Below are 13,540 nucleotides of genomic sequence, written 5' to 3' on the forward strand. Positions count from 1 at the left end.
TCACCCTGACACCACCATCTCCTTGCGCCTCAAGCTCAAGCGCGCCGGGTGGAACGATGCCTTTCTTTTTGAGCTCCTCGGCCACATGCGATAGCCCTGACCCTCAGGGGGAGGGTAGGAGGGGCAGTCGCGCGCTCCTTCGCTACTTTTGCGGCGGGCCGAGATCGAGCGGCGGCAAGTCGATCTGCGGCACTTCGATCTTGATCGTGCTGGGGTCGATGTTCGATTGCACGCCCTTGTAGTGCATCACCATCGAGGGGAACGCGATCACCAGACCTACCATGATCAACTGAATCACGACGAATGGCACCGCCCCCCAATAGATCTGGCCCGTGGTGACAGGCTCCATTCGCTTGCCGGTGACGCGATCAGTATATCGATCCTTCGGGGCGACCGATCGCAGATAGAACAGCGCAAAGCCGAATGGCGGATGCATGAACGAGGTCTGCATGTTGACGCCGAGGATGACGCCGAACCAGATCAGGTCGATGCCGAGATGCTCGGCGGCAGGTCCGAGCAGCGGGATCACGATGAAGGCCAGCTCGAAGAAGTCGAGGAAGAAGGCCAGCACGAACACGAACGCGTTGACGAAGATCAGGAAGCCGACCGGGCCGCCGGGCAGGGAGGTGAGCAGGTGCTCGACCCAGACATGCCCGTTGACGCCGTAGAAGGTGAGCGAGAACACGCGGGCGCCGACCAGGATGAACACAACAAAAGCCGACAGCTTGGCGGTCGATTCCGTGGCCTGCCGGATCAGGTCCCAGCTCAGCCGCCGCTTTGCGGCACCGAGGATGAGGGCGCCGGCGGCACCCATCGCGCCGCCTTCGGTCGGCGTCGCGATGCCGATGAAGATCGTACCCAGCACCAGGAAGATCAGGAACAGGGGCGGCACCATGACGAAGGTGGTCTGCTGCGCCATCTTCGAGAGGAAACGGAAGCCGGTGAGCTTGTCGATAACCCAGTTCAGCACGGCGACGACGAAGGCGAAGATGATACCGTAGAACATGCTCAGCACGACGTAGTCGGCGCCATGCGTGCTCGAACTGCGCATCATGAACCATCCGAACACACAGCTCGCGAGGAACAGCATGCCGAGCGAGACCAGGCCGCGGCTGCCGTCCTCCTCGCGGAAACCGATGGCCTCCTTCGGCAGGCCCGGCACGGCCTTCGGGAAGATCATGCTGACGAGGAAGGCATAACCGGCGTAGAGGGCGGCGAGCACGAGGCCCGGGATGAAGGCGCCTTCGTACATGTCGCCGACGGACTTGCCGAGCTGGTCGGCCATCACGATCAGGACGAGCGAGGGCGGAATGATCTGCGCGAGCGTGCCGGACGCGGCGATGACGCCGGTCGCTACCCGGCGGTCATAGCCGTAGCGCAGCATGATCGGCAGCGAAATCAGCCCCATCGAAATCACCGAGGCGGCAACCACGCCCGTCGTCGCGGCCAAGAGCGCACCGACGAACACCACCGCGTAAGCAAGTCCGCCGCGGATGGTGCCGAACAATTGGCCGATGGTGTCGAGCAGGTCCTCGGCCATGCCCGATCGCTCCAGCACCAGCCCCATGAAGGTGAAGAAGGGAATGGCGAGCAGCGTGTCGTTGTTCATCACGCCGTAGACCCGCTCCGGAAGGGCCTGGAGGAAGTCGGGGTGGAATTGGCCGAGCTGGACGCCGATGATGGCGTAGAACAGGCCGACGGCGCCGAGCGAGAATGCCGCGGGATAGCCGAGCAGCAGCACGACAACCAGCGACGCGAACATGATGGGCGCCATATTGGCGATGATAAACGCGGTCATGATTTCCCCTAAACCGTCGCCAACGGCTACTTCTTCTCGATCGCTTCGACGAGATGCTCGACTTCTGCCTCGAGCGCCGACACTTGGGATTCATGCGGATCGGGCATCAGTCCGCGCATGACTGCCATCCGCTTGATCAGCTCGGAGATACCTTGCACGAGCAGGAGAGCGAACCCGATCATGATCAGGGCTTTGGCAGGCCATTGCGGCAGGCCGCCGGCATTGCCGGATTGCTCGTTGATGTGGAAGGAGCGCTGGAAGAACGGCACGCCGGTGATGATCATCACGACGCACAGCGGAATGAGGAAGAACAAGTGACCGATCACGTCGATCACGTTGCGGGCCGTCTTCGGCAGTGCGTTGTTCACGATATCGATGCGGATGTGCTCGTTGTCGAGCAGCGTCCATGACGAGCAGAGCAGGAAGACGATGCTGAACAGCACCCATTGCAGCTCGAGCCACGAATTGGAGGACGTATCGAAGGTCTTGCGGATGACGGCGTTGACCGCCGAGATGATGACTGCGAGCACGATCAGCCATGCCAGGCGTTTGCCCGTCCAGCGCGTGAACGCGTCAATCCTGCTGCTCAACTTTAGGAGCGCTTGCAACGATAGGTCCTCCCCCGATTGTGCCCCCGGCCGTCTTGACTGCGCCGAGTTGGCGCGTGGCTTGTCTCGCCGGGCAGGCATGAGGCAGCCGCACCAAACCAGCGGGCGTGCCGCCAGTCAATTGGAAGTTTGTTGATAGTTAAGGGGAAATAATACCCGCGAGCAGGTTAAGGGCTACCCGCCGGTGACGCTCATATGCCTGGAGACGCTGGGACGGTTGTGGCGGCGGTCGATAATGAAATCGTGGCCCTTGGGCTTGAGCCCAATGGCACGATCGATCGCATCCGCAAGCAGCACATCCTCGTTCGATGCACGCAGAGGTTTACGCAAATCGGAAGCATCCTCGTGGCCAAGGCAGGTGTGCAGCGTTCCGGTGCAGGTGATGCGCACCCGGTTGCAGGATTCGCAGAAATTATGGGTCATTGGTGTGATGAAGCCGAGCTTGCCGCCGGTCTCGGCGACGTTGACATAGCGCGCGGGTCCGCCCGTGCTCTCGGCTAGGTCTGTCAGCGTGAATTGCTGGGCGAGACGCGCGCGCACCAGGGACAGCGGCAGATATTGGTCGATCCGGCCCGAGCCGATCTCGCCCATCGGCATGACCTCGATCAGCGTCAGGCCCATGCCCTTGCCATGGGCCCAGCGCATCAGCTCGGGGAGCTCGTCCTCGTTGAGGTTCTTCAGGGCCACCGCGTTGATCTTCACGCTGAGCCCTGCGGCGCGGGCGGCTTCGATGCCTTCCAGAACCTTGTCGATCTCGCCCCAACGGGTGATCTCGCGAAACTTCCGGGGATCGAGCGTGTCGAGCGAGACGTTGATGCGGCGGACGCCGCAATCGGCGAGCTCCCGCGCATGCTTCGCAAGCTGGGTGCCGTTGGTGGTCAGCGTCAGCTCATTCAAGGCGCCGCTGGAAAGATGCCGCGACAACGAGCGCACCAGCATCATCACGTTGCGGCGGACCAAGGGCTCGCCCCCGGTGAGCCGCAGCTTCTTCACGCCCTTGGCGATGAAGGCCGAGCAGAGCCGGTCGAGTTCCTCCAGCGTCAGCAGGTCAGCCTTGGGCAGGAACGTCATGTCCTCTGACATGCAATAGAAGCAGCGCAAATCGCAACGGTCGGTCACGGACACGCGCAAATAGCTGATGGTCCGCCCGAACGGATCGGTCATGGGGCTCGACAGCGCGGCGAGGGGACTCGCTGTAGCGAGGGGGCTCGCGGAAGATCCGTTCATACGGGAAGCCTTGTACTTCGGGCAGCTTGCGCACCGACGCTTCAGCGGTGCTCTGGAAGCAATCTAAGCATCGGAGAGGCAAAGGACAATCGGGTCGATAGGTCAGCGCCTCCCGCGCTTGGCTCGGGGGACGCGGCCCGCGCGGCGTCCGCCGGGCTGCGGCTGCCGCAGGTTTCGGCTTCTTGGGCCGCTGCGGCTTACGGACCGGTTTGGGCGGAGTGGCCGATTGAAGCTCTGCAAATCCCGGATTTGGCGCGGTGATGGAGGCCACCTTCTGCGACCAACCGCTACATCGCCCAGCCGGACCTAAGGCGTGCCGCTTGGGCAGGCAACCACGGCTGCGCATCGATCACGCAGAATTGCAAGGAATAACTCAGATTTATCAGGGGTTTGCTGGAGCCTGGGCGGTCATCAGGCTGCGCGCTGCGGCGGGCAGGTCACGCATGTGATGGATCAGCCGGTCCGGCTTCAGTTCGGCGATCGGCACGTCCGTATAGCCGAAGCTGACCCCGATCACGGGCACCCCGGCCCGGCGGGCCACGCCAACGTCGGTTCCGGCATCACCGACCATGATGGAGGCTTTGACCTCCCCGCCGGCGCGCGCCACGGTCTCGCGGAAAATGGTCGGGTCCGGCTTCTGGACGCCGAACGTGTCCGCGCCGCAGATCGCCGCGAAGCGGCGGCTGAGGTCGAGCTGGTCCAAAAGCCGCTTCGACAGCCATTCCAGCTTGTTGGTGCAGACCGCGAGGCGGTGGCCTTGGGCGGCAAAATGGTCGAGCGCGGCCTCGAGCCCCTCGAAGGGGCGGGATTCCACCGCGATATGATCGGCGTAATAGGCGATGAAATCCGCCGTCATCTGGTCCATGTCGGCAGTGGTGACGGTGCGCCCCTCGGCCTCCAGGCCCCGCTCGATCAGTTTGCGGGCCCCGGCGCCGATCATGTTCCGGGCCGAGGCCATCGGCACCGGCGGCAGCCCTTCGCGGTCGAGCACGTGATTCAGCGCGGTGATCAGGTCGGGCGCCGTATCCACAAGCGTGCCGTCGAGATCGAAGACGATGGTGTGAGGGAAGGTCATGGGCGAAGCGCTACCGGCCCGGTCGTATCGAAGCAAGGGGCGGGACCATAAGATCCGCTTATAGACCTGATCCCAGACCCTGTTCTCCGGGAAAAAACGAGGCTACATAGGCCGCCGCAACCGGCCACACCCGGCGGCACATTCTCGATTCAAGGCGGGCGCAAACGTGAACATGGACCAGTTGAAGCGGCAAGCGGCCGCGCGCGCCCTCGAGGAGGTGCGTGACGGCATGCAACTCGGGCTCGGCACCGGCTCGACCGCAAAACATTTCGTCGAGCTGCTCGGCGAGCGCGTCGCCGCCGGGCTCAAGGTGATCGGCGTACCGACCTCGGAAGCGACCCGCTCGGACGCCGAGCGTTGCGGCGTGCCACTGACCACGCTGGACGAGATCGACCATCTCGACATCACCGTCGACGGCGCCGACGAGATCGATCCCGAGCTCAACCTCATCAAGGGCGGCGGCGGGGCGCTGCTGCGCGAGAAGATCGTGGCGGCTGCGTCGGATCGCATGATCGTGATTGCCGACGAGAGCAAATGGGTGCCGACGCTCGGACGCTTTCCGCTGCCGGTCGAGGTCATCCCGTTCGGGCTTGGGGCAACGCGTCGCGCGATCGAGATTGCATTTGCCGAATGCGGCGTTTCCGGGCAGATGGCGGTCCGCAAGGCCAAAGACGGCCACGTTTTCGTCACCGATGGCGGCCACTGGATCGTCGATGCCCAGCTCGGACGTATTGTGGATCCATCCGGCCTCGCCAACGCGTTGAGCGCGATTCCGGGCGTGGTCGAGCATGGGTTGTTCATCGGCTTGGCCGGCTCGGCCGTTTTGGCGGGCGGCGAGGGAATCCGCGTGATTGAACGGCGCAAGCCGAAAGGAGACTTGGAATGAAGATCGTGTTGAAATTCTTGCCGGCTGCGACCCTCGCTGTGGGACTGGCGCTTTCGGCCGCCCCGGCAATGGCCCAGCAGGCCGCGCCCAAGGCCGCCGCGCCGGCCCAGCCGAAAGCCTCACCTGCGGCGATTGCGGCGGCCAAGGAGATTTTGCAGATCAAGAACGCGACTGCGATGTACAGCGGCGCCGTGCCCGGCCTCGTCGAGAAGACCAAGATCGCGCTGATCCAGCAGAATCTCAACTACCAGAAGGACCTCAACGAGGTCGCGCCGATCGTCGCCCAGCAGCTCAACGGCCGCCAGAACGAAATCGGCGAAGGCATGGCGCAGATCTATGCCAGCGAATTTACCGAGCAGGAGCTCAAGGACCTCGTCACCTTCTACAGGTCGCCGCTCGGCAAGAAGCTGATCGAGGCCGAGCCGCGCGCCATCGGCCTCAGCATGGCCTTCATGAACTCCTGGGCCCAGAACTTCTCCGAGACCGTGATGGGAGCCTTCCGCGCCGAGATGCGCAAGCGTGGCAAGGAGATCTGAGCGCACCTATCTGATAGGAGTCCTAAAGCGCGTCATCGCGCTCTGGGTTGTTATTTGAGCAAGATCTTTTTCGGAAAACCGCTCCACACTTTCCCGGATCATGCTCTGAAAGAGGTCGGAGTGGACAATGGCTGAATTCGACGTCGACCTCTTTGTCATCGGTGGCGGCTCGGGCGGCGTGCGGGCCGCCCGCATCGCGGCTGGTTACGGCGCCCGCGTGATGATCGCGGAAGAGTACCGCATGGGCGGCACCTGCGTGATCCGCGGCTGCGTGCCGAAGAAGCTGTTCGTGATCGGCTCGCATTTTCGTCATGAGCTCGAGGACGCCGCCGGCTTCGGCTGGACAGTCCCGCCAGCCACCTTCGACTGGCCGACGCTGATCGCCAACAAGGACAAGGAGATTGCGCGGCTCGAGGCGGCCTACACGGCCAATGTCGAGAAGTCGGGTGCGCAGATCGTCAAGAGCCGGGCGGTGATCGAGGATGAGCACACTGTCCGTCTGCTCGAGAACGACCGCAAGATCACGGCGAAGTACATCCTGATCGCCACCGGCGGGGCGCCAAACCATGGCGCGGCGATTCCCGGCATCGAGCACGTGATCTCCTCCAACGAGGCTTTCCATCTGAAAAAGTTGCCGAAGCGGATCGTGATTCAGGGCGGCGGCTACATCGCGCTGGAATTCGCCGGGATCTTCGCCGGCTTCGGCTCGGACGTCACGGTGATCTATCGCGGCGACAACATCCTTCGCGGTTTTGACGAGGATGTTCGGACCCACGTTCGCGCCGAGATGGAGAAGCAGGGCATCACCATCCTCACCGGCTGCACCGTGACCAAGGTCGATCGGCACGGCGAGGAGTTCACCACGCATCTGTCGAACGGGTCGAGCCTCGCCTCCGATCAGGTCATGTTCGCGATCGGCCGCCATCCTGCGGTGGCCAATCTCGGCCTTGAGAACGCCGGCGTCGCCATTAATCCGAGCAATGGCGGCATAGCGGTGGATGGTTTCTCGAAGAGCTCGGTCGACAGCATCTATGCGATCGGCGACGTCACCCACCGCTTCAACCTGACGCCGGTAGCGATCCGCGAAGGCCACGCCTTTGCCGACACCGTGTTCGGCAAGCGCGAGGTCAGGGTCGATCATGCCAACATCCCGACCGCCGTGTTCTCGCAGCCGGAGGTCGGCACCGTCGGCCTCACCGAGACGGAGGCACGGGCGCAGTACAGCCACGTCGATATCTACAAGACGACGTTCCGCCCCATCAAGGCGACGATGTCGGGCCGCGACACCCGCATGCTGATGAAGCTCGTCGTCGACGGGGCGACCGAGCGCGTGCTGGGCTGCCACATCGTCGGCGATGCCGCCGCCGAGATTATCCAGGCGGTCGCGATCGCTGTGAAGATGAAGGCGACCAAGGCCGATTTCGATGCGACGATCGCGCTGCACCCGACCGCGGCCGAAGAGCTCGTTACCATGCGCACGCCGAGCGCACGCCACGTGCGCCAGGCGGCGGAGTAGCCTTTCGACTGTGAGGTCTCGGCCTGTGAGGCCTTGACGTTATGTTCATGTTTTGTTCTTATGCTGCGATCGTCAGGGAGGCAGCCATGGACAACCGTATCAACGAAATCCGCAGAACCATACGAGCGCTCCGGGTCAGCATGCTCGAGGCCGAGTCCATCATGCGTGAGCAGGTCAATCGGGACGAGGACTGCAGCTTCGTCGCGCAGGAAATCCTCAAGATGCGTTCGGTCATGAGCCTGCTCGTCAAGGAGCGTGCAACGCTCGGCGATGACGAGCCGATCCTCGTCAACTGCCTCTATCTCCGGCGACGCCGGCAGCCGCGAAAATCATCGGCTGATCGCCTCCCGGAGCCGGCAATATTCCACCGCAACGCGTGGCGGCGAGGATCTGACCGGAACGGGGCGACCGCTCATTCGAGCGACTGACGGGCAGCCCGCTCAGGCTTGCCGGACGGGCTGTCCGCCCACTTCGCCATGTCCGTCGTTCGCACGTCGATGCCTTCGCACCAGAGGCAGCTGAGCTCCGCGCGGCCCTTGGCCGAAAGCATCGGGACAAGTCCATGGCCGCAGCCGGGGCAAGACGTGACGCGATTCATGCGTTCCTCCGATGCCCGAATTCAAGACGACATTTCGTTGCCGAAGCTTGCCCGGGCGTTATGACGGAGCAGGAACGCTGCCAGTCGGAGCGCTCGTCCCTGAGATGGTCGAGGCTGCGATCCAGCGCGAAACTGCCCCGATGTCCTCGGCATGTTCGCGATAGGCGCGAAGCTGGAATTCTGCGGAGCTGCCGCGCGCAACGATGGTCCGACAGTGCTCGACCTCGGCGGCGCAGTTCAGTGCCGCTGCGTCCCCAGCGATGTCGTCGATCACGCGGGAGAGCAGCTCCGAGATCGTGACGGGCCCGTCCTTCGAGGCGAAGATGCAATCGGTGCCGTAGCGCTGGGCGCGCCATTTGTTTTCGACCGCAATCGCGCGTTCGACCGCGGTGACCTCCTTCGACAGGTGGGGCCGCAGGTAGAGGTGCCGTGTCAGGCAGCGATAGAGCGAGGCGATCGCGACGGCGTCGTCGATGAAGGTGCAGGTGTCGGGCGCGCGCAGCTCGAGGGTCGGGTGTCGCATCGAAGGTCGCATCGCCCACCAGATGTGGCTCTCGTCGGGAATCACGCCCGAGCGCTGCAACGCGCCGACATAGTCGTCGAAGTCCTGCTTGCTTTCGAACAGTTCGGGCAGGCCGGTGCGCGGCAGCTCGGAGTAGGCGGCGAGCCGGTAGCCCTTTAGTCCGGTCTTGTGCGAATTCCAGAATGGGGACGAGGCGGAGAGCGCGATGAACAGCGGCAGATGCGGCAGCATCGCCCGCATCACCGCCATGCGCTTCTCGGGATCTGGCAGCTGGACGTGCACATGCATGCCGCACATCATGTTGCGGTGGCCGATGCTGCGCAAATCCTCGATCATCTCCTCGTAGCGCGGTTTCGGGCTGGGCTGCGACATGCGCCAGACCGCGGTCGGATGCGTGCCGCAGGCCATGATCACGAAGCCGTATTGCGCGGCGACGTTTGCGACCTCGCGGCGCAGGAAGCGGAGCTCTTCGCGCGCGTCATTGACCTCGACGTGAATGTTGGTCGCGACCTCGAGTTGGGATTGCAGCATTTCCCGCATCGCCTGGCCGCCGGTCGACCAATTCGCCGATTCGAACAGCTCGTTGGGAGTCTCGATCGCGACTTCCAGGCTGCGACGATCGGCGAGGAAATATTCCTCCTCGATGCCGAACGAATATTCCGCCGCCTTGCCGCCTCTGCCGGCGGAGCGAATGACGAAGTGCTGCCTGTCGTCGGACGGATCAAGCCGCAGCAGTTTCAAAACGTCTGAAGCAAATGTCATTGTCCCACCCGGCCGAGGTATTTACCTGCCGGCAACAATTCTTCTGGATGGAACGGGTTCCGCGTCGCACTCACCCGTAATTGCAAGAGTGAACGGAACAATCTTCACGCTTTCGGACGCGCGCGCGATCAGCGTGTGATTCGGCGGCACTTCGGCCCAATCCTCGTCCTTGTCGAACGGCTCGGACACGACGACGACCTGGCCGCCGGCCTCGCGGAAATACAGCGTGTTCGCGGCATCGTTGACCGCAACGCGGAACGCGTAGAGATCGTGGCCGTTGGCGATCGCGCTCGTGAAGCGCAGCCGTTCGCGTAGCTGGCCTTCGTTGACGAGACTGACGAGGGCTTGCAGCACGCGGTGCGTTGCGCCGAGCGGATCGCTATCCAGACCCGCGCCCATCATGGCGAGGAATACGGCTTCCGAATCGGTCGTGCCCAGCCGCGATGGGTAATAAGGATCGGGGATCAACGCCTCGACCCTGCGCCGCAGCCGATTCCAGCTCCCGACGAATCCATTGTGCATGAACATCCATTGGCCGCAGGCGAAGGGATGGCAATTCTGCCGTGTCACCGCCGTGCCGGTGGCCGCGCGCACGTGCGCGAAGAACAAATGCGAGCGCAGATGGCGGCAGAGATAGCGCAGGTTCTCGTCCGACCAGGCCGGGCGCGTCTCGCGATAAAGGCCTGGCTCCGGATGCTCGCCGTACCAGCCGAGGCCAAAGCCGTCACCGTTCGAACCCGCCGTCGACTGAAGCGAGCGGATGCTCTGCGCGACCAGCGAATGCTCGGGCTCGGTGACGTAGGGCTCGAAGGACGTCGTCTCGCCCCGGTATGCGATCCAGCGGCACATGAGGGATCCTCTCGGGGATGTGTCTTGAGCTGCACCAACAGTTCTGACTCCCTCATGGTTCCCGGTGATGCCGGGAGCGCGACCAAGGCCGGCTTCGTTGCTAGGATGCGAGAAAATCGAGATGGAGATCGAGATGAATGATCGAGCCAAGCTAGCCGCGCTCAAGCGCCATTGGGATGCTTCGGACGCGAGCAATTTCGAGGCGGAGCATGACATTTACTGCGAGGATGCCGTGCTCGACTATCCGCAGTCCGGCGAGCGCATCCGCGGTCGTAGGAACATTCAGGAGAGTCGATCCGCGCAGCCGAACAGGAAGCGATTCACGGTCCGGCGGATTGCCGGTGGAGGCGATTTCTGGGTGAGCGAATTCGTCCTGAGCTATGATGGGGTGCCGTCCTACGTCGTGAGTATCATGGAATTCCGCGAAGGCCTGGTGGCGCACGAAACGCAGTATTTCGGTGACAGGTTCGAGCCGTCGCCCTCGCGTGCGCATCTCGTCGAGCGGGGAGGATGAGGAGCACTTGGCCAGGGGCATCCATTCATGCTGGCTCGCGATGCAACGAGCGCCAACCCGACACCATCGCCCTGAGGTGTGTGACCGCGCGGCGCATGGCGTCACTTGGCGAGCCACGAAAGATCGACTCCAGCCCGCTTCCATGGCCATATGGAACCCAATGCGGCGGCTAGTCGCAGCCGTATCGCCTTGATTCCGACAGCCCCGTCTTTATCTCTGAGAGGAACAAGAATCCGGGCCCCTCTGGCGAGGACGCCGACAATGTCGGCAAACCTCGTGATGTCGGATGACCTGTCCCGCGCGAATGCGATGGATCGGCCGATCGTCGGGCCTTCTTCGGTTCTCTCCGACCAGTCGTTCCATCGCAGCTCCGTGCGGCCATTTCGCAAGCTTAGGGAGCAACGATGTCTGACGCCAAGCATTCAAATCCGATCGAGATCGAGATCGCCGATCCGTCCAGCCTGAACGAGCAGGCTGCGGCGGCGCTGGTCATTGCCGGCGCGCTCGTCGCCGTGGCCGACCGGCGCGTTTCGCCGGTCGAGCGCGACGAGGTGATCCGCTTCATTCGCGATCGCGGATTGGCGCCTCATATCGAGGACGAAAGGCTATTTGGGATGTTCGACACACTCGCCGAGCGACTCGAGGAGCCGGATTTTGCAAACGTCGTGATCGATACGCTGCGGCCGGTCTCGGACATGCCGCTGTCGTCGCATCTGATGGAGTTGTCGGAGCGCGTCGCCGCTGCCGACGAGGACGTGCATCCGCATGAGGTGCAGGCGATCAAGCTGTTGCGCCTGCTGACGCTGGCCCTGCCGCGTGCAAAGCAGGTCGCACCGGGTGCTGCGCGCGCCCAACAGCCCGTGGCGGCAGAGGAGTGAGCATGAGCGCAGCTTCGGACGAGCCTACGAATGGGGCCACGGGCCCCGCCAGCCAGTTGGCCGGCGGCGACCCGCGTCTCGACAAGCTCGTCCATCGCTTGCCGCCGCGCATGGGCGACGCCGTCACCTATCTGCTCAAGCCGTCCAGCCGCTGGATCAGGATTCCCTCGGGCCTGCTGCTCATCGTCGGCGGCGTGCTCTCCTTTCTGCCGGTGCTCGGCGTCTGGATGCTGCCGCTCGGTCTTGCATTGCTGGCGGAAGACGTGCCGCTGCTGCGCTCCTCGCGCGCCAAGGTCCTGGATTGGGTTGAACGGAAGAAACCGCACTGGCTCGATCCGTCTGCACCGAAAAACGATCAATCATGACAGAATTCATCACCGCCGATGCTCTGACCGCGCTGTTTCAGGTCATCCTGATCGACCTCGTGCTGGCCGGAGACAACGCCGTCGTCATCGGCCTTGCCGCGGCGGGACTGCCGGCCGAGCAGCGCCGGCGCGCCATCGTCGTCGGCATTGTCGCCGCCACGGCGCTCCGCATCGTCTTCGCCGGCGTTGCGACCCAGCTCCTGCAGGTGATCGGCCTCCTGCTCGCCGGCGGCGTGCTGTTGCTGTGGGTCTGCTGGAAGATGTGGCGCGAGCTGCGCGAGCAGTCCGCGCATTCGCGCCAGCTCGCGTTCGAGTATGGCGGCGGCGCGGGTGCTGCGCCGGCGCAGCGAAAGACCTTTGGTCAGGCGGCCTTGCAGATCGTCGCCGCCGACGTCTCGATGTCGCTCGACAACGTGCTCGCGGTTGCGGGCGCCGCGCGCGAGCATCCCTACATCCTTGCCTTCGGTCTGCTATTGTCGGTGGCGATGATGGGCGTTGCGGCCGACCTGCTCGGCCGCGTGCTGCAGAAGCAGCGCTGGATCGCCTATGTCGGTCTCGCCATCATCGTTTACGTCGCCTTCGAGATGATCTATCGGGGCTCGCTCGAGCTCGCGCCTGTCATCGCGAGTCTGTGAGGCGCTTCCTATTTGCAATCCGGAGTGATCAATGACGTCTGAACCGAAAGCACCTTCGGCGCATGCCGCGGAGGGGCCGCAGATCGGCCCGTTTGCGCAGCTCATCTTTGGTTCGCGCTGGCTGCAAGTGCCGCTCTATGTCGGCCTGATCATCGCGCAGGGCGTTTATGTGCTGCTGTTCCTCAAAGAGCTCTGGCACCTGGTCTTGCACTCGTTCGACGCCAGCGAGCAGCAGATCATGCTGGTCGTGCTCGGGCTGATCGACGTCGTCATGATCTCGAACCTGCTGGTGATGGTGATTGTCGGCGGCTATGAGACCTTCGTCTCCCGCCTGAACCTGACCGGGCATCCCGACGAGCCGGAATGGCTCAGTCACGTCAATGCCAGCGTGCTCAAGATCAAGCTGGCGATGGCGATCATCGGCATCTCCTCGATCTCTCTGCTCAGGACCTTCATTGAGGCGGGCAATCTCGGCACGACGCGCAGCAATTTCACCGAGAGCGGCGTGATGTGGCAGGTGCTGATCCACCTGACCTTCATCATCTCGGCGATCGGCATCGCTTGGGTCGATCGCCTCAGCGAGAGCGGCCATCGCAAGGAGGCAAGCCACGGCTGACGAATCCGGCCGTCCGATACCTCCCGAGCGGCCAAGCCTGGGCCCGCCTGGTCGCTTGGTCGGGCGGGCTCCCTTTTCCGGATCGATAAAATTGCCTGCAATCCGCACAGTAGCGGCAAACCCTGCGAACAAGAAGCGCGCGGCTTTAAACCTC

At 63.5% G+C, this 13,540-nt stretch carries 15 protein-coding genes; 9 read left to right on the forward strand and 6 right to left on the reverse strand.

The features are described from left to right. Positions 1-142 precede the first annotated feature (142 nt). The 4 genes from IVA78_RS32515 to gph all read right to left on the reverse strand — a co-directional run bounded on the left by IVA78_RS32515 (position 143) and on the right by gph (position 4,708). Positions 143-1,798, reverse strand: a complete 1,656-nt coding sequence (locus tag IVA78_RS32515; protein WP_247276791.1) for a TRAP transporter large permease subunit — start codon at positions 1,796-1,798, stop codon at positions 143-145. A gap of 26 nt (positions 1,799-1,824) precedes the next feature. Then, positions 1,825-2,406 (reverse strand): TRAP transporter small permease subunit, encoded by a 582-nt coding sequence (locus IVA78_RS32520; protein ID WP_247276792.1) that lies wholly within the window; start codon positions 2,404-2,406, stop codon positions 1,825-1,827. 174 nt (positions 2,407-2,580) lie between these two features. Beyond that, the gene (gene moaA / locus IVA78_RS32525; RefSeq protein ID WP_247276793.1) at positions 2,581-3,633 is read right to left on the reverse strand and encodes a GTP 3',8-cyclase MoaA; all 1,053 of its coding nucleotides are present in this window, start codon (positions 3,631-3,633) and stop codon (positions 2,581-2,583) included. 382 nt (positions 3,634-4,015) lie between these two features. Continuing rightward, complete coding sequence (gene gph, locus IVA78_RS32530) at positions 4,016-4,708, reverse strand: phosphoglycolate phosphatase (protein ID WP_247469431.1); 693 nt, start codon at positions 4,706-4,708, stop codon at positions 4,016-4,018. Positions 4,709-4,874: 166 nt separating this feature from the next. On the opposite strand from gph, the gene rpiA reads away from it, so the two are divergent. The 4 genes from rpiA (at position 4,875) to IVA78_RS32550 (ending at position 8,074) form a co-directional block, all read left to right on the forward strand. Beyond that, the gene (rpiA, locus tag IVA78_RS32535; RefSeq protein ID WP_247276795.1) at positions 4,875-5,594 is read left to right on the forward strand and encodes a ribose-5-phosphate isomerase RpiA; all 720 of its coding nucleotides are present in this window, start codon (positions 4,875-4,877) and stop codon (positions 5,592-5,594) included. Next, entirely contained in the window at positions 5,591-6,130 is a 540-nt protein-coding gene (locus tag IVA78_RS32540) for a DUF2059 domain-containing protein (RefSeq protein WP_247276796.1), read from the forward strand. The genes rpiA and IVA78_RS32540 overlap by 4 nt, the downstream gene beginning before the upstream one ends. Before the next feature lie 127 nt (positions 6,131-6,257). Next, entirely contained in the window at positions 6,258-7,646 is a 1,389-nt protein-coding gene (gor, locus tag IVA78_RS32545) for a glutathione-disulfide reductase (protein ID WP_247276797.1), read from the forward strand. A 140-nt stretch (positions 7,647-7,786) separates the two neighbouring features. Next, positions 7,787-8,074: a hypothetical protein gene (locus tag IVA78_RS32550; protein WP_247469435.1), complete on the forward strand. Its 288-nt coding sequence runs from the start codon at positions 7,787-7,789 to the stop codon at positions 8,072-8,074. Between the two features lie 228 nt (positions 8,075-8,302). Here the strand turns inward: IVA78_RS32550 and IVA78_RS32555 are convergent, their stop codons facing one another. Continuing rightward, on the reverse strand, positions 8,303-9,529 hold the full coding sequence (locus tag IVA78_RS32555) for a carboxylate-amine ligase (protein WP_247276799.1): 1,227 nt from the start codon (positions 9,527-9,529) through the stop codon (positions 8,303-8,305). A gap of 21 nt (positions 9,530-9,550) precedes the next feature. Next, a complete protein-coding gene (locus IVA78_RS32560) occupies positions 9,551-10,378 on the reverse strand; it encodes a class II glutamine amidotransferase (RefSeq protein ID WP_247276800.1) in 828 nt (275 codons plus the stop codon). A gap of 133 nt (positions 10,379-10,511) precedes the next feature. On the opposite strand from IVA78_RS32560, the gene IVA78_RS32565 reads away from it, so the two are divergent. The 5 genes from IVA78_RS32565 to IVA78_RS32585 all read left to right on the forward strand — a co-directional run bounded on the left by IVA78_RS32565 (position 10,512) and on the right by IVA78_RS32585 (position 13,386). After that, a complete protein-coding gene (locus IVA78_RS32565; RefSeq protein WP_247276970.1) occupies positions 10,512-10,892 on the forward strand; it encodes a nuclear transport factor 2 family protein in 381 nt (126 codons plus the stop codon). A 404-nt stretch (positions 10,893-11,296) separates the two neighbouring features. Next, positions 11,297-11,770, forward strand: coding sequence for a TerB family tellurite resistance protein (locus tag IVA78_RS32570; protein ID WP_247276801.1), 474 nt, complete (start codon positions 11,297-11,299; stop codon positions 11,768-11,770). Between the two features lie 2 nt (positions 11,771-11,772). After that, positions 11,773-12,135 carry a hypothetical protein gene (locus tag IVA78_RS32575; RefSeq protein ID WP_247276802.1) on the forward strand — a complete coding sequence of 121 codons (363 nt, stop codon included), beginning with the start codon at positions 11,773-11,775 and terminating at the stop codon, positions 12,133-12,135. Next, positions 12,132-12,770: a TerC family protein gene (locus tag IVA78_RS32580; RefSeq protein ID WP_247276803.1), complete on the forward strand. Its 639-nt coding sequence runs from the start codon at positions 12,132-12,134 to the stop codon at positions 12,768-12,770. The genes IVA78_RS32575 and IVA78_RS32580 overlap by 4 nt, the downstream gene beginning before the upstream one ends. Before the next feature lie 31 nt (positions 12,771-12,801). Beyond that, positions 12,802-13,386, forward strand: coding sequence for a TIGR00645 family protein (locus IVA78_RS32585; RefSeq protein WP_247276804.1), 585 nt, complete (start codon positions 12,802-12,804; stop codon positions 13,384-13,386). The last annotated feature ends 154 nt before the right edge of the window (positions 13,387-13,540 follow it).

Origin of the sequence: Bradyrhizobium sp. 137, assembly GCF_023074095.1 — a bacterium.
Lineage (GTDB): Bacteria > Pseudomonadota > Alphaproteobacteria > Rhizobiales > Xanthobacteraceae > Bradyrhizobium.

Bases quoted from the DNA above. Each gene is read 5' to 3' on its own strand.
- IVA78_RS32515 (WP_247276791.1), bottom strand. From the start codon at position 1,798: ATGACCGCGTTTATCATCGCCAATATGGCGCCCATCATGTTCGCGTCG.
- moaA (WP_247276793.1), bottom strand. From the start codon at position 3,633: ATGAACGGATCTTCCGCGAGCCCCCTCGCTACAGCGAGTCCCCTCGCC.
- gph (WP_247469431.1), bottom strand. From the start codon at position 4,708: ATGACCTTCCCTCACACCATCGTCTTCGATCTCGACGGCACGCTTGTG.
- IVA78_RS32540 (WP_247276796.1), top strand. From the start codon at position 5,591: ATGAAGATCGTGTTGAAATTCTTGCCGGCTGCGACCCTCGCTGTGGGA.
- gor (WP_247276797.1), top strand. From the start codon at position 6,258: ATGGCTGAATTCGACGTCGACCTCTTTGTCATCGGTGGCGGCTCGGGC.
- IVA78_RS32550 (WP_247469435.1), top strand. From the start codon at position 7,787: ATGCTCGAGGCCGAGTCCATCATGCGTGAGCAGGTCAATCGGGACGAG.
- IVA78_RS32555 (WP_247276799.1), bottom strand. From the start codon at position 9,529: ATGACATTTGCTTCAGACGTTTTGAAACTGCTGCGGCTTGATCCGTCC.
- IVA78_RS32560 (WP_247276800.1), bottom strand. From the start codon at position 10,378: ATGTGCCGCTGGATCGCATACCGGGGCGAGACGACGTCCTTCGAGCCC.
- IVA78_RS32565 (WP_247276970.1), top strand. From the start codon at position 10,512: ATGAATGATCGAGCCAAGCTAGCCGCGCTCAAGCGCCATTGGGATGCT.
- IVA78_RS32570 (WP_247276801.1), top strand. From the start codon at position 11,297: ATGTCTGACGCCAAGCATTCAAATCCGATCGAGATCGAGATCGCCGAT.
- IVA78_RS32575 (WP_247276802.1), top strand. From the start codon at position 11,773: ATGAGCGCAGCTTCGGACGAGCCTACGAATGGGGCCACGGGCCCCGCC.
- IVA78_RS32580 (WP_247276803.1), top strand. From the start codon at position 12,132: ATGACAGAATTCATCACCGCCGATGCTCTGACCGCGCTGTTTCAGGTC.
- IVA78_RS32585 (WP_247276804.1), top strand. From the start codon at position 12,802: ATGACGTCTGAACCGAAAGCACCTTCGGCGCATGCCGCGGAGGGGCCG.